Annotated in this window: 13 protein-coding genes and 1 tRNA gene; 5 read left to right on the top strand and 9 right to left on the bottom strand. The window is 55.9% G+C overall.

The features are described from left to right. Positions 1 to 9: 9 nt before the first annotated feature. Complete coding sequence (locus QP442_RS05740) at positions 10 to 609, bottom strand: GDSL-type esterase/lipase family protein (protein ID WP_006681769.1); 600 nt, start codon at positions 607 to 609, stop codon at positions 10 to 12. Between the two features lie 14 nt (positions 610 to 623). Beyond that, positions 624 to 4,448, bottom strand: coding sequence for a multifunctional oxoglutarate decarboxylase/oxoglutarate dehydrogenase thiamine pyrophosphate-binding subunit/dihydrolipoyllysine-residue succinyltransferase subunit (locus QP442_RS05735; RefSeq protein WP_103633524.1), 3,825 nt, complete (start codon positions 4,446 to 4,448; stop codon positions 624 to 626). A gap of 236 nt (positions 4,449 to 4,684) precedes the next feature. Between QP442_RS05735 and QP442_RS05730 the strand changes: the two genes are divergently transcribed. From QP442_RS05730 to QP442_RS05715, 4 genes are all read left to right on the top strand, one after another. After that, positions 4,685 to 6,016 (top strand): hemolysin family protein, encoded by a 1,332-nt coding sequence (locus QP442_RS05730; protein WP_103633627.1) that lies wholly within the window; start codon positions 4,685 to 4,687, stop codon positions 6,014 to 6,016. Further along, the gene (locus tag QP442_RS05725) at positions 6,013 to 7,077 is read left to right on the top strand and encodes a hemolysin family protein (protein ID WP_103633525.1); all 1,065 of its coding nucleotides are present in this window, start codon (positions 6,013 to 6,015) and stop codon (positions 7,075 to 7,077) included. Before QP442_RS05730 ends, QP442_RS05725 begins: the two co-directional genes overlap by 4 nt. Before the next feature lie 124 nt (positions 7,078 to 7,201). Beyond that, positions 7,202 to 8,050: a M23 family metallopeptidase gene (locus QP442_RS05720; protein WP_103633526.1), complete on the top strand. Its 849-nt coding sequence runs from the start codon at positions 7,202 to 7,204 to the stop codon at positions 8,048 to 8,050. Then, positions 8,047 to 8,865 carry a glycerophosphodiester phosphodiesterase gene (locus tag QP442_RS05715; protein ID WP_103633527.1) on the top strand — a complete coding sequence of 273 codons (819 nt, stop codon included), beginning with the start codon at positions 8,047 to 8,049 and terminating at the stop codon, positions 8,863 to 8,865. Before QP442_RS05720 ends, QP442_RS05715 begins: the two co-directional genes overlap by 4 nt. A 278-nt stretch (positions 8,866 to 9,143) precedes the next feature. Here QP442_RS05715 and QP442_RS05710 read toward each other — a convergent pair whose 3' ends face one another. Next, on the bottom strand, positions 9,144 to 10,583 hold the full coding sequence (locus QP442_RS05710) for a sodium:proton antiporter (protein WP_285069688.1): 1,440 nt from the start codon (positions 10,581 to 10,583) through the stop codon (positions 9,144 to 9,146). A 157-nt stretch (positions 10,584 to 10,740) separates the two neighbouring features. Further along, positions 10,741 to 10,813: transfer RNA gene (locus QP442_RS05705), tRNA-Arg, on the bottom strand. 153 nt (positions 10,814 to 10,966) lie between these two features. Between QP442_RS05705 and QP442_RS05700 the strand changes: the two genes are divergently transcribed. Continuing rightward, complete coding sequence (locus QP442_RS05700) at positions 10,967 to 11,422, top strand: ribose-5-phosphate isomerase (RefSeq protein WP_006681762.1); 456 nt, start codon at positions 10,967 to 10,969, stop codon at positions 11,420 to 11,422. Between the two features lie 103 nt (positions 11,423 to 11,525). On the opposite strand, the gene QP442_RS05695 is transcribed toward QP442_RS05700, so the two are convergent. From QP442_RS05695 to QP442_RS05675, 5 genes are all read right to left on the bottom strand, one after another. Then, on the bottom strand, positions 11,526 to 12,803 hold the full coding sequence (locus tag QP442_RS05695; RefSeq protein WP_219811041.1) for an Nramp family divalent metal transporter: 1,278 nt from the start codon (positions 12,801 to 12,803) through the stop codon (positions 11,526 to 11,528). 91 nt (positions 12,804 to 12,894) lie between these two features. Next, positions 12,895 to 13,566 (bottom strand): hypothetical protein, encoded by a 672-nt coding sequence (locus QP442_RS05690; protein ID WP_006681760.1) that lies wholly within the window; start codon positions 13,564 to 13,566, stop codon positions 12,895 to 12,897. Next, positions 13,563 to 14,627, bottom strand: coding sequence for a LacI family DNA-binding transcriptional regulator (locus QP442_RS05685; RefSeq protein WP_006681759.1), 1,065 nt, complete (start codon positions 14,625 to 14,627; stop codon positions 13,563 to 13,565). The genes QP442_RS05690 and QP442_RS05685 overlap by 4 nt, the downstream gene beginning before the upstream one ends. A gap of 126 nt (positions 14,628 to 14,753) precedes the next feature. Then, entirely contained in the window at positions 14,754 to 15,629 is an 876-nt protein-coding gene (locus QP442_RS05680) for a carbohydrate ABC transporter permease (RefSeq protein ID WP_006681758.1), read from the bottom strand. Continuing rightward, positions 15,626 to 16,471, bottom strand: a complete 846-nt coding sequence (locus tag QP442_RS05675) for a carbohydrate ABC transporter permease (RefSeq protein WP_006681757.1) — start codon at positions 16,469 to 16,471, stop codon at positions 15,626 to 15,628. Before QP442_RS05675 ends, QP442_RS05680 begins: the two co-directional genes overlap by 4 nt. Positions 16,472 to 16,544 lie beyond the last annotated feature (73 nt).

Genomic DNA, 16,544 nt, shown 5'->3' with positions numbered 1-16,544 from the left:
TCCTTCGCATTACTCGCGAGGCGTCGCACCCGTCCATTCGTACCACCCTGAATGCAGTACGAGCCACGCCATCAAGGCGTATCCGGACTGGCCGGGAAGCGTCAGCCCTGAATCCGTTCGCGCCCTCGAGGCTGCCATGTCTTCAAACCACTGATCGTGCGCAACAAGGGGAGTGTACGTATCAACGTAAGGAAGGCCACGGCGCTGGCATACTTCACTCATCGAACGGGAAAGCTGAGCAACCGACGAAGAATCACTCCCGGCAAGAGGTGGAGGTCCCACCACGAAGCAAGGAATCCCCAGCGAGGCAGCACGATCGGTGATATTCGCCAGATTCAAGCGCGAACGAGCCGAGCTTAAACCCGCTGAAATATCAGCGGTACCAACACCGACAATCAAACCGCGAGGTCCTTCGGCACCCAAGCGGAGCCCGACTTCCGATTCCCAACGCGCTGCCAGGCTATTCGTGGATTCCCCGGGAACGCCCAATGTCATCACCGTTGGAGCCGTTGCAAACTCTGATCGAGCAAGCACGCGACCAATCCAGCCGAGCGCTCGCGGGTCACCAGTTCCAGTGACCAGTTCGTCTCCGATAACGCAAAGTCTCATTGGGCTCCCTCGAGTCAGCGAGCAAATGCTGCTGCCATGAGTTCGGCGTTCTGCCGCTTGTGATCCGATCCTCGACCGGCTGCGGTTGTTGCCGATTCGGGGCGAGAGACAAGGCGAACAGGACGTTCAAACTCCATGAACATATTGAGTGCCAGGAACGGCCAGGGACCTTGGTTCTTCGGCTCATCCTGAACCCACATAATTTCTGCGTGCGGGTAGCGGGCAAGCTCTAAAGCAAGCTCCTGGGCGGGAAGCGGGTAGAACTGTTCAAGACGAATGATTGCCGTTGAACGATCGTCACGCGCTTTGCGTTCCTTAACAAGGTCATAGTAAATGCGTCCGGAACAGATCAAGACCCTGGTGACCTGCGTTGCATCAATCGACGGATCAACTTCACCGATGATTGGTCTAAAGGTCCCAGATGTGAAGTCTTCAATCTTAGAAGTTGCGGCGGCAAGACGGAGCAGTTGCTTGGGCGTGAAGGCAATCAGAGGCTTACGCGGGCGTCGATAGGCTTGCTGACGCAACATATGGAAGTGGTTAGCCGGAGTAGACGGCTGAACGATCCACATATTGTCCTGGGCAGCCAACTGCAGGTAACGCTCGATACGCGCCGACGAGTGGTCGGGACCTTGACCTTCGAAACCGTGGGGAAGCATCATCACCAAGGAAGAACGCTGGCCCCACTTCTGCTCGGCGGAGCACACGAACTCATCGATGACGGGCTGCGCGCCGTTCGCGAAGTCACCGAACTGTGCTTCCCAGACGGTCAGAGCATCGGGACGTTCCACCGAATAACCGTAGTCGTATGCGAGCACCGCATACTCCGACAGGGGAGAGTCGAAGATATCGAACTTCGCCTGCGTTGGGGTCAGGAACTGAAGCGGTGTGAATTCACGGCCGTTCGTGTTGTCGTGAAGAACAGCGTGGCGCTGGACGAAGGTCGCGCGACGTGCGTCTTCACCCGAGAAACGAACGGGCGTTCCCTCCATCAGCAGTGTGCCAAGAGCCAAGAGTTCGCCGAATCCCCAGTCAATGGGACGCTTCCCGTAGGCCATTTCTTGGCGTCGCTCGCAGAGCTGAGCCATCTTCGGATGCGGGGTAAAGCCGGGCGGGAAGGAAACGTGAGCGTCACCGATGCGGCGGATTTCTTCCGTCGTTGTTGCTGACTGCCAGCCAATCATCATGCCGGAACCGGGCAACTGAGAGTCGGGCATCAACCAGCCGGCGCTTTCCTTCTCAGCATCATCTTGCGGTGCCCACCCGTTTTCGCGAGTTTCGGACAGGATGCGCGAGAGCTCGTTCTCGTACGCGGTCGCCGAAGCGAGGGCCTCGTCTTCTGTCAGTTGGTGACGACCAACGAGGTTCCGCGTGTAAACGGTGCGTGTCGACGGGATCTTATTAATCAATCCGTACATGACGGGCTGGGTCATCGACGGGTCATCGCCTTCGTTGTGACCGCGACGGCGATAGCAGACCATGTCGATGATGACGTCCTTATGGAACGTATTGCGGTACTCGAAGGCGAGTGCTGCCATGCGGACAACAGCTTCCGGATCGTCGCCGTTCACATGGAGGATCGGTACCTGGAGGCCCTTGGCAAGGTCGGTGGGGTAGCGGGTCGAACGGCCAGACGTTGGTCCGGTTGTGAAGCCAATCTGGTTGTTCACGATCACGTGGATCGTGCCACCGGTCTTGTAACCGGTCAGCTGGCTCATGTTGAGGGTTTCCTGGACAACACCTTGGCCAATGAACGCGGCGTCGCCGTGAACCAGAACAGGGATAATTGGCAGGCTTTCATCGCCAAGCACTTCCTGCTTGCCGCGGACAATGCCTTCGAGGACGGCGTCGGCGGCCTCGAGGTGCGATGGGTTAGCGCCCATGTACACCTTCGTTGCCACACCGTCTTCCAAGGTGTAGACGCCCCAGGTTCCTAGGTGATACTTCACGTCACCGGAGCCCTGAACCGACGAAGTATCTTGGTTTCCTTCAAACTCGGAGAAGATCTGCGCGTAGGACTTGCCAGCAATATTCGCCAGAACATTCAGTCGGCCACGGTGCGCCATTCCGATCGCAACTTCGTGGATACCTTCTCGTGCCGATCGTGCAAGGAGCTCATCAAGAAGCGGGATCAGTGACTCGCCACCTTCAAGGGAGAAACGCTTCTGTCCCATGAACTTGGTCTGAAGGAACTCTTCGAACGCTTCGGCGCGGATCAGCGTTGACAGAATTCGACGCTGTTCAACTGGAGTGGGAACTTCGTAGGGGAGTTCGATGCGGTGCTGGACCCACTGTCGTTGCTCGGGATCCTGAATATGCATGTATTCGATGCCGACGCTACGCGTGTACGTGTCGGACAGGCGAGTCAGGATATCGCGTAGCAACATTTGCTGTTGGCCACCGAATCCGCCGGTCGGGAAGGGACGATCGAGGTCCCATACGGACAGGCCGTACTGGGTGATATCCAGGTCGGGGTGGCGGCGCACGCGGTATGCCAACGGGTCCGTGTCTGCGGCAAGGTGACCGCGTGAGCGGAATGCGTGGATCAGCTCTACGATGCGCGCGGGCTTCCCCTTCTCACGCTCGACGTCGTACTCGTGGTCCGCTTCCCAGGCGTAGGGGTACTGGGGGATGTGAAGTGAAGAGAAAACGCGTTCGTAGAATCCATCCAGACCCGACAGCTTTTTATCGATGAGCGCGAGGAACTGGCCGGAGGCCGCACCTTGAATAATGCGGTGGTCGTAGGTCGACGACATGAACATGGTTTTGCCGATGCCCATTGCTGCCAGCTTGCGCGGGGAAACTCCGCGGTATTCGGCGGGGTAGTCGGTTGCGCCAACACCGATAATGAGGCCCTGCCCCTTCATCAGGCGAGGAACAGATGTTGTTGTACCGATTGTTCCAGGGTTTGTCAGAGTAACGGTTGCCCCTTGGAAGTCACCGGTACCAAGATCGCCTGTGCGCGCACGCTTGACCAGATCCTGATATGCGTCAACGAATTCCATGAAGGTCATGGTGTCTGCCTTGTGGACGACCGGGACCATCAGAGAACGCCCGCCGGAGGCGTTGGTGACGTCAATTGCTAAGCCGAATCCGACGTGGGCTAGACGGTGGATCGCGGCCTTGGTGCCTTCCATCTGATAGCGGACGTTCATATCCGGCATTTCGCACAGAGCCTCGACCAAGGCGTAGCCAATCAGGTGGGTGAAGGAAACCTTGCCACCAACGGTGCGCGCCAAGTGAGCGTTGATCAGAGCGCGGTTTTCAATCAGGAGCTTCGCAGGTATCTGACGCTGTGACGTTGCAGTGGGAACAGAGAGGGATTCATCCATGTTCTTCGCGGTTGCGCGTGCCACGCCCTTGAGGATGTGGAGCTCGTCTTCCTCGGCAAGATCAGTGTTGAGTGATGCGGCGGTGTGGCCGTGCATCTGACGAGTATAGGGAGACGTTGCTTCCATGATGCGCGCCGGAGGAGCCGGGGGCAGGTCAGAACGCGTCACGGACTCCACGTTCGTTTCCGGTGCGTCCGCTTCGGGTTCCTCGAACACAGATTCAGCTAAGATACGTGCTTTCGGCTGTGCGAAGTGTGTCGTGGGGTGATCGTGGATCGACGAGGCCGCCGGCGGGAAAACCGCGGCCTGAACGGGGGCGGGGTGCGATGCGGCCGGAGCGGCCTCGGCAGTTGGCTGAGGAACACGCAACTGAGGAGGAGCGGACTCGGTCGCAAAAAATGCGCGCCACGAGGGATCAACCGAAGTTGGATCCGCCTGATACGCGCGACGCATGGTGTCGACGTACCAATTATTTGCCTGCGGCTGTGCTCCGTTGTCAGTTGCCACGAGAATCTCCGTTCTGTTCAGCCGTGAACCCTACGGCAAAGCATACGGACAGTCTGGGTCTTTAGGCCCGATTTTATAGAGATTGGATATAGCCTGAACGCGTCTTTGGGGAAAAGAAGAAGAATTTTTGGTGAAACTGGCAACAGAGTGGATTCTTGTGCTACACAGAGCACGAATCGGTAAACTGAACGGGTTATGGATTCTGATTTACCATCCAACAGTAAGGTCACGCAGTGATCGCAACTATTGCGATGCTCGTGCTTGGCATCGTTCTGATAATCGGCACATTTATTTTCGTGTCTGCGGAGTTTTCGCTGGTCGCGCTCGATCAAGCGGTCGTTGAAAAGCGATTCCAAGCCGGCGACAAATCCGCCGGAGAAGTCCTGAAGGCAACGAAAACACTGTCGACCCAGCTCTCTGGAGCCCAAGTTGGTATTACGCTGACCACGATTCTTCTCGGCTACACCACGCAGGTAACAATCGCTGACCTTCTTGAAACGGCACTCGGAAGTGCTGGTTTAGCGGCTGGGCTTGCCACGGGTATCGCCGCGATTGTGGCGGCAGTTTTCATTAACGCCGTATCAATGCTCTTTGGTGAGCTGGTTCCAAAGAACCTTGCGCTCGCTCACCCCTTAAAAACCGCGGGTCTTGTCGTTCCCTTTCATATGTTCTTCACTGCGCTGATGAAGCCGATTATTTTCGTTTTGAACGGGTCGGCGAACGCGGTGCTCAAACTGGTGAACATCGAGCCTCAGGAAGAGATCTCATCTGCTCGGTCAGCGTCTGAACTCGAAGCAATGGTTCGACACTCAGCCGAAGAAGGCACGATCGACACGTCGACCGCCTCGTTGTTGACGAACTCAATCCGCCTGTCCGAGTTCACCGCTGCCGACGTCATGACAGACCGCGGGCTGCTTCACTTCCTGCCGGACACCGCCGTCGCATCTGATGTTGTCGCCCTCTCACGAGAAACCGGGCACTCACGTTTTCCGATCGTCGGTGAGGATTTAGATGACATCATCGGCTTGGTTTCGTTGCGCCGTGCCATCGGAGTTCCTTTCGAGCGTCGCGACGAGGTCCCCGTTGTGTCTGCATCCCTGATGGCAGAGGTTCCATCGGTTCCCGAAACAGTCCCCATTGGTCCTCTGATGGTGCAATTGCGTGACGAAGGCCTGCAAATGGCAATCGTCGTCGATGAATACGGTGGGGTGGCAGGTGTTGTCACTTTGGAGGACGTCATCGAAGAAATCGTTGGTGAAGTGTCCGACGAGCATGATGGGCGTCGCCTCGGAATCCGTACCCGTGCCGACGGCGCTCTGCTGATCCCCGGAACCCTGCGCCCCGATGAGCTCTTCGAACGAACTCGGATCGCCCTTCCTGAAGACAACGCCTACGACACGATAGGCGGCCTCGTGATGGCCCAACTTGGACGCATCCCGATGGTTGGCGACCGCGTTGACGTGCACTCAGTGATCCTCGAAGTTGAACACATGCAGGGTCGACGCATTATGCAGATAGCGCTCTATGTGCCTGATCAGGAAGATGAAGAACCGGAGGTTCAGCTATGAGCGCCGGTTGGGGTCTTGGAATCACCGTTGTGTTGCTGGCAATGAATGCTTTCTTCGTCGCCGGAGAATTTGCGACGACATCGTCGCGCCGTTCGCAGATCGAGCCTCTCTGCGAAGAAAAGCGTCGCGGAAGCGCTCAGGCGATGTTCGCACTTGAACACGTATCATTGATGCTCGCTATCTGTCAGCTGGGTGTCACGGTCGCATCAACAACCCTCGGCGTCGTCGCAGAACCGGCGATCGCGCACCTCGTGGAGCATCCGCTGGTTTCACTGGGCTTACCTGCCTCGTCGGCGCACATCGTTGGTTTTATTGTCGCACTGATTATCGTGTTGTTCCTGCACGTAGTGTTCGGTGAAATGGTGCCGAAGAACGTGTCGATCGCAAACCCGGCACGACTCCTTCTGCTTCTTGCGCCGCCTCTGGTGGCAATTGGACACGTTGTCAGCCCGATTATCCACGCAATGGATTCATTGGCGAACTGGTTCCTGTCACTTCGTGGAATTGAACCTAAATCTGAAATTGCGGCAACGTTTACAGCCGAAGAAGTGGCCTCCATCGTCGAATACTCGACCGCTGAAGGAGCTTTGAGTGACGACTTTGGTCTGCTCTCGGGAACCTTGGAATTCTCGACTGAAACCGCTGGGTCAGCGATGGTTCCTTTGGGTGACCTGGTTACTTTGGAGCCCGATGTCACCCCCGACGAGGTTGAAAAAGAAGTCGCTCGAACAGGTTTCTCGCGCTTCCCGATCGTTGCTCAATCCGGTGAAATCGCTGGGTACATTCACCTGAAGGACGTACTCTATGCCGATGCTACGAATCGCACTCAACCGATTCCCGCCTGGCGTATCCGCAAGATGGAAACCGTTGCATCAACCGATGAAGTCGAAGACGCGCTCCGCGCAATGCAACGTTCGGGAACGCACTGTGCACTGGTGAAAAACCAAGCAGGAGAACGAATTGGCGTGCTCTTCCTTGAAGATGTTCTAGAAGAATTGGTCGGCGAGGTTCGTGACTCATTGCAACGCGATGTGATCACTCGCGACCGCGATGAGTTATGACTCCCACTTTCAACCAAACCTCTTTAACCGCCAGGCAATACGATGTAGGTTAGTAAGCGTTGAACTCGGGCACTCACTTCGAGGGCAACTCCCTGAAATCAGCAGATGAAAAGGAACGTTCAGCGTGTCTGAAGCCAAGATTGAATGTCCGTTGCCGTCACGTCGGCAGATTCATGGACATAGCGATCTGGACGCGTCTACGCCTCGCAAAAGACAATCCCACGTTACTCGTCGTGTAGCTCGTGTCGGTGTTCTTGCTGTGCTAACGGCAACGACTGTCGCGATCCCGCTGTCGGGGTTTGTTGGCGCTCAGTCTTCTGTTGAACTTCCTGCGCGTGCACTTGGTGTCAGTGCCGGTGACGAGTCCTGGACAACGGCAACGGTCGTCGCGCAATCGCAGGCCCTTGAAGGGTCCGTCACCGCAGCATCTCGCACACGAGTTCGCGCACCTTTGACTCTCAATGGGTGCTTGCCCTCTGCCCAGACAGCCGCGGGCAATCGAGATGTCCAGGTTCGATCCTCGGAGATCTACTGGCCAATGCCAGCAGGAACGTTCGAGATCACGTCGCCGTTCTTGATGCGCGTTTCCCCGATTTCTGGTCAGCTACAGATGCACGAAGGCATCGACATGGCTGGCCCACTGGGAACTCCGCTACACGCCGTGTATGGCGGCGAGGTCGTCGAGGTCTCTGAAAACAGCCGTTCCGGTGCGTTGGTGAAGATCAAGCACGTCCGTGAAGACGGAAGCATTTTCTATAGCGCGTACCTGCACCAGTACATGGATCAGATCAAGGTCCGTGTGGGCGACACCGTAGAAGCGGGACAGGTAATCGGTGCCGTTGGAAACAACGGTTGGTCAACTGGCCCGCACCTTCACTTTGAAATCCATAACTCCAACGACGAGCCCATCGATCCCGAAGCATGGCTTAAAGAAGTTGGCGCAGTTTATTTCGGAGAGCAGGCTTGTTCATGATCCCGGTTTCTTCTCGCGTCGGGCCGATCATTCTTGCCCACAGGGGAGGCAACGAGGTCGCGCCTGAAAACTCGCTTGAGGCATTCGCTGATGCACGTCAGCTCGGTATCCGCCACATTGAAACCGATGTTCATCTGACCGCTGATGGCAAGGTTGTTGTCCACCATGATCCGATGATCGATCGCGTGTACAACGGTTCTGGTCTGATTGCTCAGATGACGTGGGATGAGTTGAAGACGTACACGAACGATCACGGTGATCGTATTCCGTTGCTGTCCGAAGCTCTTGAGACCTTCCCGGATCTGTACTTCAACATCGATGCGAAGGTTCCCGGTGTTGAGGGGCCTCTGTTGGATGTTGTCCGTCAGGCTCATGCTGAGGATCGCGTTGTCCTGGCATCGTTTAACGAGCGTCGGCTGAAGTGGCTCAGAGAGCAATCTCAGGGCCAGATTGCAACGTCGTTGGGTAGTCAATCAGTGGTGCGTTTGGTTGCGGCTGCAAAGAGCGCAACGAAGACGCGCACATGGCGGATTCCAGGTTCTCATCAGGGCGTTGTTGCCGCTCAGGTTCCGCTGTCCTTCGGCCCCGTGACCGTTGTGGATCGTCGTTTTGTTGCGGCGGCCCATTCGCATGGTTTAGCTGTCCACGTCTGGACGGTCGATGAGATTGACGATCTTAATCAGCTGATCGCTCTTGGAGTCGACGGCTTTGTGACCAATAAGCCGAAGTGTCTGCGCGACTATCTGATCGATCGCGGACTTTGGGAAGAGCTTCCTCCTCCAGGCGCGATGCGGGGTCAGCACCCGCGCGACTGAGCGTCGTGAGCAGAATGCGCCCCCATGCGTTTATGTGCATGCAGGTGCGTTTTCTTTTGCGTTACGCGCGAGCTGGCAGGTTTGGGCGTGTGAGGCGACGTTGTGGGGTTTGCGCGTGGAGTGGATCCGGTTTTTTGCCTCGAATGACCTCAGAGAGTGCCAGCGAGGTTCTGTATGTTTGATCCGCTGTTGACGTCGATGCTGACCCCATACTTACACACGCATTCGGGGTGTGCGCAGCGCGGCGCACACCCCGAATTGTCTTTCAAGCTGAAAGGTTATCGGTCAGCCACAACGTGGTGGTGAGTGATTACGGGTTCACGCTTTCCAGCTTCCACGTCGTTGGCGAGCTTTACGCGCCACACCATCTGAGCGACGAGGAGCGCTGCCAGTACCCAACCTGCGAGATGAGCGATCATGGATTCGGCAACGAAGATTAAAGCCATGGCAACCAATGTCGGAAGCAAGTCTTGGAACGCTTTCACAACGTATCCGCCGAAGGACGGCATATCGACGCCATCGGCGTCAGCAACTGACTTGACCATGAAGTTCGGACCATTGCCGATGTACGTCAATGCCCCGCAGAAGACTGCACCCAACGAAATCGGGACCAAGTAGTACTCGGGGACACCCGCGATCAGGGTTCCATCGCCACCCAGCGACTTCGCCATTTCGAAGAAAGTCATGTAGGTCGGGGCGTTATCCAAGATCGAGGACAGGCCGCCCGTGAAGATAAAGAAGGTAACGCGGTTCAGGGGGAGGTGCGGTGCAACCTGCTCCAAGAAGCGCAATGCCGGAGCCATCGTCGAGAAGATGCCGATGAACAGGGCTGCAACCTCAAGGATTGGGGCCCACGTAAAGGCATTGTCCTCGTAGCGGATCTTCTTAGAGCCCGCAAAGTAAGAGATTGCTGCGGCGCTGAGCATGACGATCTCGCGCCACGGCACCAGGTCTGCTCCATGCGCGTGGCCTTCAATGATCTCGTGAGCGTTCCACGAGGGGATCTTGGCAACGGCGACGATGACAATGGCGAAAAGAACCAGGTTGAAAGCACCGCGCAGGCGCAGTGGGGTGATCTGGGTATCGTCCCTGACGATTTGCGCTTGAGGCTCCGACGAGTAAAGCAGACGGTCGAGCGAGTAGTACATACCGAGCATCAGCACAAGTACGAACAACCATTCCTTCCACAGCTGGAATGTCCAGGTGAAGGGGACACCGTTCAAGAAGCCTAGGAACAGTGGCGGGTCGCCGAGAGGTGTCAGTATGCCACCGCAGTTAGCAACGATGAAGATTGTAAACAGCACGGTATGTACGCGGTAGGTACGTTCTTTATTCGTCGCAAGAAGAGGGCGAATCAGGAGCATTGCGGCGCCTGTCGTTCCGATGAAAGAGGCAAGCGTGCCACCGATAGCCAAGAAAACTGTGTTGTTCTTCGGGGTTGCGCGAATGTCACCTTCAAGGTGGATACCGCCGGAGATGATGAAGAGCGAAAGAAGCAGAGCAATGAACTGAACGTATTCAACACCGACGTCAATCAGCGCTTCATTTCCGATCATGTACACCATGAATGCCAGCGTGGGTAGGCCTAGAACGAGGGCAACCAGAAGCTGGCTGGAGTTACGTTCCCACCACTTGTGTGTGGCGGGGATGATCGGGAAGAGTGCAATGGATGCAAGCATTGCTACGAACGGCAGAAGAGACCACCATTGGAAGGTCATCGGGATCCTTGTCGTCGATTACTAGGGACAGGCACATATTCGTGCGTACCGTTTCAGCCTAACGTGAAACCGCAATATCTTGCCGAAGATGTCCGTTTTTGATGATTGTTAACACTTTGCCCTGAATGTTCGTCCAGATGTGATTGGGCACAAAAAGTGCCCCGAACAGGATTCGAACCTGCGACCTTTCGCTCCGGAGGCGAACGCTCTATCCACTGAGCTATCGGGGCTTAACGCATTGAGTCTAGCAAAGGTTGATGGTGGGTGAAGAATGGCGCTTGACTGCTTCACTTTCGTGCATAGGCGAACGCCCTGATGACGCTGAGGGGTGAGGAGTGTCATACTAGGGGAGTTGATTCGCTGATACCCAAGGAAGGGACACAATGCGCGTTCATATTGGAACAGACCATGCTGGCTATGAGCTGAAGGAAAAGGTCGTCGAGCACCTCAAGGAAAAAGGTTACGACGTTGTTGACCACGGTGCCCATGAGTACGACTCGCTGGACGACTACCCGCCGTTCTGCATTGAAGCAGCAGAAGCAGTGGTTGCAGATGCCGGTTCTCTGGGTGTCGTTATCGGTGGCTCCGGAAATGGTGAGCAAATGGCCGCGAACCGTGTGAAGGGTGTGCGCGCTGCGCTGGTGTGGAATGATTCGACCGCACGTCTTGCCCGCGAGCACAACAATGCGAACGTCGTCTCTGTTGGTGCGCGTCAGCACACCGTCGAAGAGTGCCTGGCATTCATCGATGCCTTCCTCGAAACCCCGTTCTCTGAAGATGAACGTCACCAGCGTCGTATTTCCGAAATGGATGATTACGACGAAGCGCATCGAAAGTGAGTGGTGTCGTTAGACGCTGAAACTCAATAGAATGGGGTCCCTCGGTTTTCCGAGGGACCCCATTCGCGTTGTCACAGGGCAAGTAGCTCAGTTGGGCCTGCCCCTAGATGTCGAATCCGAAGTAGGGAGCTAAGGTCAGCGCCACAAGGAAAATGTTGAGTGCCACGATTGCGACGGCAATCAGAGTTCCACAAACCTGCGTGATCATCGCATTCGAGTGCTCGCCCATAATCGAAGGCTGGCGCGTGTAGCGGATCAAAGGAAGAATCGCGAAGGGAATGCCGAAGGACAGGATGACTTGGGAGACGACCAATGCCCACGTCGGTTCTGCCCCTATGCCGAGGATGATGAGGGCGGGGATTAGCGTGATCAGTCGTCGCACAATCAGCGGGATCCGAATGTGAAGCAATCCGGCCATGATTTCTGAACCGGCGTATGCGCCAACGGATGTCGATGCTAGGCCTGACGCGAGGAGACCAACGGCGAAGATCATGGCAACGACCGGTCCAAGTGCGCTGGCGATTGCAGTGTGAGCACCTTCAATGGTGTCTGTTCCGCTGACCCCTGATAGTGCGGATGCTGCGAGAAGAAGCAGACCGATGTTGACGATTCCCGCCAATCCGAGTGCCCACACGATATCAATCCGGGTTGCTCGCAAGTAATGTTTCAGGTTCGCGCGAGGAGCTTTTTCGTCGTGGTCGTTCACCAGCGAGGAATGCAGGTAAATCGCGTGTGGCATCACGGTTGCGCCAAGCATGGACGCTGCGACGAGAACCGAGTCCGTGCCAGCAAATCGGGGGACGAGGCCGGCCACAACTGACGGGCCGTCTGGCGGAGCAATGGCCAGTCCTGCAAGGAATCCGATTGTGATGATGACCAAAAGGCCGATGATGACGCGTTCAAAGATCTTTTGTGTCCCGCTACCTTGCAGGGTTAACAACAATGTTGAAACGACACCGACAATGATTCCGCCGGTAAGAAGCGGGAGCCCGAAAAGGAGGTGAAGTGCTAGAGCTCCGCCGATGACTTCCGCTAAGTCAGTTGCGGCTGCAACGACTTCTGCTTGAAGCCAGTAGCCAATGCGTGCGCGTTTTTTCAAACGTGTGCCGAGAAGAGCGGGCAGTGATTGCCGCGTGACTAGGCCCAGCTTTGCGCTCAAGTATTGAATGAGCATTGCTGCAAGGTTGGATGCTAGAAGAACCCATACCAGCAGGTAGCTGTAGCGTGCGCCGGCGGTAATGTTTGCTGCAACATTCCCAGGGTCCACGTAGGCGATTGCCGCAACGAATGCAGGACCCAGCAGTGTCGCAAGCGACGGGTGATGGGTCTTTGATGTGCCTGGAGTATGCGACTGCATCTCCGTAGAATCAAGTTTCGGCATACCGGAACCCTAACGCGTTTTTATTGAGATGTCACTCAAGAATGAAGAGCATGAACACGCCAAAGCAACGCTAGACCAGCGTGACCAGGGATCAAGATTCGCTCGAAGCCTCGTCAACCTGATCGGTGGAGAGCACGGGGTAGGTAGCGAGCACGCAGACGTACTGGGCGAAGGCAATCCCGAAGACGACGAACCAGAAAAGCAAACGGATAGCCCACGGCAGTGAAATTGATGCCAGCACAAGCGGTCCAGCCACAACGAGCAACGCCAACAGAGTCCGATGAAGCTTCGCCGCGGATGCCAAAAGCGCAGCGCTGGCCAAACGCGGAAGATCTTTGACGCTTACGCGTCCCCTGTATGCCAAACGGTGAGCAAACATCGGCCAGACCCACACGTGCGTAAACGCTGCAATCAGCACCACAAACACAATCAGCGCACGAACGATCAATGCCATTGAGTGGGAAGCAAGATGCGTCGTCACAGACCACTCCCACAACAGTAGGGAGAAAAGAAGACCTTCAATAAGTGCAAGGAGAATCGCGGGCAACGCTGCCTTGCGGACAACCTGAGCGACGGCCGGGGCAATCGCCGTGGACTCGGAAGCAATCAAACGCAACGAAACCAGCGTCATCACACCAAGACCCACACCGAAAGTGACGACGGGTAGCGAAATGAGCAAACCGACAACGTTCGCCATCACAAGCGCCGCAATCCACGACAGCACCTGAGCGATTGACGAATCAGGCCCAAAACGTGAGCTCACTTGGCTTCTCCGCTCTGAACCAGGGGAGCAGTCGTGCCACCAGCATGAATCGTGGCGGGAACAAAGACGTGGCGGACCGGTGCGGAATCATTGATCTGCTCGAATAAGACATCGCAGGTCAGGCGAGCGATCTCAAGGGGAGGCTGAACGACAGTCGTCAGTTCAGGTTCGACAAACTGGCCGATCGTAATACCGTCAAAACCAATGATGGACATGTCATCAGGAATCGACAAACCCGCTTCGCGAATTGCGCGCATTGCACCAATCGCGAGAACATCCGCGATGGCAAAAATCGCGGTCACATCGGGACGCTCTTGAAGCAGGCGCTTCGCCAAGTGATATCCGTGTTCGTAGGTGTAGGGGTTCATCTGCTCGCGTGTTTCGAAGCGAATCAGATCGTCATCAAGCGGAATACCGGCATTTGAAAGAGCCTGTCGATAGCCGGTGATGCGCTGGGCGCCAACAGAAGCATCCCCTTCGGGAACGCCAAGGGCGGCAATCGTTGTATGCCCCAAGTCAATCAGGTGTTGGACAGCGCGGGTAGCTTCTTCTTGGTCATCAACGGCTACAGACGAATACGCCGAATCATCAACCTTGGGCAGACGTGACACCGTGGAAAGCACGAAAGGCACGTTGAACTTCTTGAAGACGGATGCTTCGTGGCGGAAAGAGCCGCCAAGGAAAATAGCTCCCGCCATCAGTTCTTCATCAACGATCTTCGTGGCCTCTTCGACTTCGTCAGCCCAGTGGGGGACCTTCACGACGGTCAGAAGATAGTTCTTTTCACGGACGATAGCTTCCAATGGATCGAGAACCTGTTGGAAGAACGGATTATCGATACCCTTGATGATCAGGGCAATCGCAGGATTGTGAGAGAGCTTGAGGAAGCGAGCGTGACGGTTGGGGCGATATCCCATCTGATCGGCGAGCGCCACAATGCGTTCGCGAGTGGAGTCGGAGATATCGGGCTTGTTATTGAGTGCACGAGACACTGTCACCACACCAACACCGGCGACTTTGGCGATGTCTTTAATCGTGGGGCGGGAATTCGAGGCTCGCATGATCGCCTTCGTTTCGCTCTCTAGAAAACGGGGGTTAAACGGTGCTCGCCCCTTATCGTGGGCCGTGTCACACCAAGTGTGGTGCGACGCATCTTCAGATAAGGGGCGAGTCCGTCATGAGTATGTTCAGCCCTTGACTGCGCCGGCGACGACGCCTTCAATGATGTGCTTCTGGCTGGACAGGTAGAAGATGATGATCGGAATGATCGCAAGAACGAGCATTGCCATCAACGCGCCCATGTCGTTTGAACCGCGCGAGCCGACCAGCTGCTGAACAACAACAGGGATCGTCTTGTACGGGGTCGACAGGCCAATAACCAAGTAGGGCAGAAGGTAGTCGTTCCAGACCCACATCGCGTTGAGGATCGCGACGGTGATCATTACGGGCTTCAGCATCGGCATAACGATGCGGAAGTAGTTCTGAACCGGACCGCACCCATCAATCATGGAGGCTTCTTCAATCTCCAGAGGAATTGACTTCACGAAGCCGGAGATGATGAAGACCGACAGGGGAGCACCAAAGCCCAGGTACAGCAGGATCATGCCGATTGGGTTGTCGAGGTGCAATATGTCAGCGATCTTGACGGTCGGGAACATGACCATCTGGAAAGGAACGATCATCGAGAAGACGAAGAAGAGGTAAAGCAGGTTCGTCCACCACGTCTTCACACGCGTAATGTAGTACGCGGTCATCGCGCAGAAGAAGACGATCAGAATCAAAGAACCGATCGTGATGAAGAATGACCAGCCTGCGGCGGCCAAGAACCCGGTCTGCTCGAGGCCCGTCACGTAGTTCTGAATACCGGCGAAGTAATCGCCCAGTGGCAGAGCAAACGGGTTATCAGAGATGAACAGACGGCCCTTGAACGAGTTCATCAAGATGAAGAACAGGGGGCCAAGGAACACCAGAGTCAGTGCGATCAAAACGATGTAGAGAATCGCCTTGCCGACGGGGTTAGAGCGTTCTTCCGTGGCAACGATGGGGGCAGCCTTTGTGCTCACGCTTCGACCTCCTTGCTACGGGTTGCGCGCAACTGAATGAATGCGATCACGGAAACGATGAGGAAGAAGATCACGGCCTTGGCTTGACCAACGCCCTCGAAACCGACGCGCGAGTAGAATGTGTTAACGATGTTCAGAGCAACCATCTCGGTCATGTCGAGCGGTTGGCCGTTCGTCAATGCGAGGTTCTGGTCGTAGAGCTTGAACGAGTTGGAAAGCGTCAGGAACAAGCAGATGGTGATCGACGGCATGACCATCGGGATGGTCACGTTACGAAGAATCGTCCACTTTCCTGCGCCATCGATTTCAGCTGCTTCAATGAGTTCCTTCGGAACACCCTGAAGACCGGCGATGTAGATGATCATCATGTAGCCGACCATCTGCCAGTTGATCAGGATGATCAAACCGACGAAGCCGTAGGTGGCATTGGTGACCAGCGTGGTTTGCCAGTGCAGCAAGAGTGCGTTCAGAATTGTCTGCCAGGTGTAGCCCAAGACGATGCCGCCGATCAGGTTCGGCATGAAGAAGACGGTACGGAAGAAGTTCGTACCCTTGAGCTTGCGGGTCAGTGCGTAGGCGATTGCGAATGCAAACACGTTGACCGTAATGATGGAAACAATTGTGATGGCGGCGGTGAAGATCAGAGCGGTAACGAAGCCCTGCTTGTCGCTGAATGCATCAATGTAGTTCTGAACGCCGACAAACGTCGCGTTGGTGACGGTCGTGAACTTCGCGAAGGACAGGTACAAACCGATTGCGAACGGGGCAAGGAACGCCAGCGTGTACGCAAGGAATGTGGGTCCGACGAAGAGCAACCCAAATTTCTTAAGAGCTTTAATCATGAAAAGTTCTTCCTTGAACTATGCGAAGGCGGGTGTGCGGGACCCGGTTGGTTCCCGCACACCCGTATTCGGC

This window comes from Pauljensenia sp. UMB1177 (assembly GCF_030217965.1).
In the GTDB taxonomy this organism is placed as follows: domain Bacteria; phylum Actinomycetota; class Actinomycetes; order Actinomycetales; family Actinomycetaceae; genus Pauljensenia; species Pauljensenia turicensis_A.
This window is presented reverse-complemented; position numbering and strand designations above follow the sequence as displayed.

Excerpts from the sequence above, each read along its gene's own strand:
- QP442_RS05740 (WP_006681769.1), bottom strand. The coding sequence starts at position 609 with ATGAGACTTTGCGTTATCGGAGACGAACTGGTCACTGGAACTGGTGAC.
- QP442_RS05725 (WP_103633525.1), top strand. The coding sequence starts at position 6,013 with ATGAGCGCCGGTTGGGGTCTTGGAATCACCGTTGTGTTGCTGGCAATG.
- QP442_RS05715 (WP_103633527.1), top strand. The coding sequence starts at position 8,047 with ATGATCCCGGTTTCTTCTCGCGTCGGGCCGATCATTCTTGCCCACAGG.
- QP442_RS05710 (WP_285069688.1), bottom strand. The coding sequence starts at position 10,583 with ATGACCTTCCAATGGTGGTCTCTTCTGCCGTTCGTAGCAATGCTTGCA.
- QP442_RS05700 (WP_006681762.1), top strand. The coding sequence starts at position 10,967 with ATGCGCGTTCATATTGGAACAGACCATGCTGGCTATGAGCTGAAGGAA.
- QP442_RS05695 (WP_219811041.1), bottom strand. The coding sequence starts at position 12,803 with ATGCCGAAACTTGATTCTACGGAGATGCAGTCGCATACTCCAGGCACA.
- QP442_RS05685 (WP_006681759.1), bottom strand. The coding sequence starts at position 14,627 with ATGCGAGCCTCGAATTCCCGCCCCACGATTAAAGACATCGCCAAAGTC.
- QP442_RS05675 (WP_006681757.1), bottom strand. The coding sequence starts at position 16,471 with ATGATTAAAGCTCTTAAGAAATTTGGGTTGCTCTTCGTCGGACCCACA.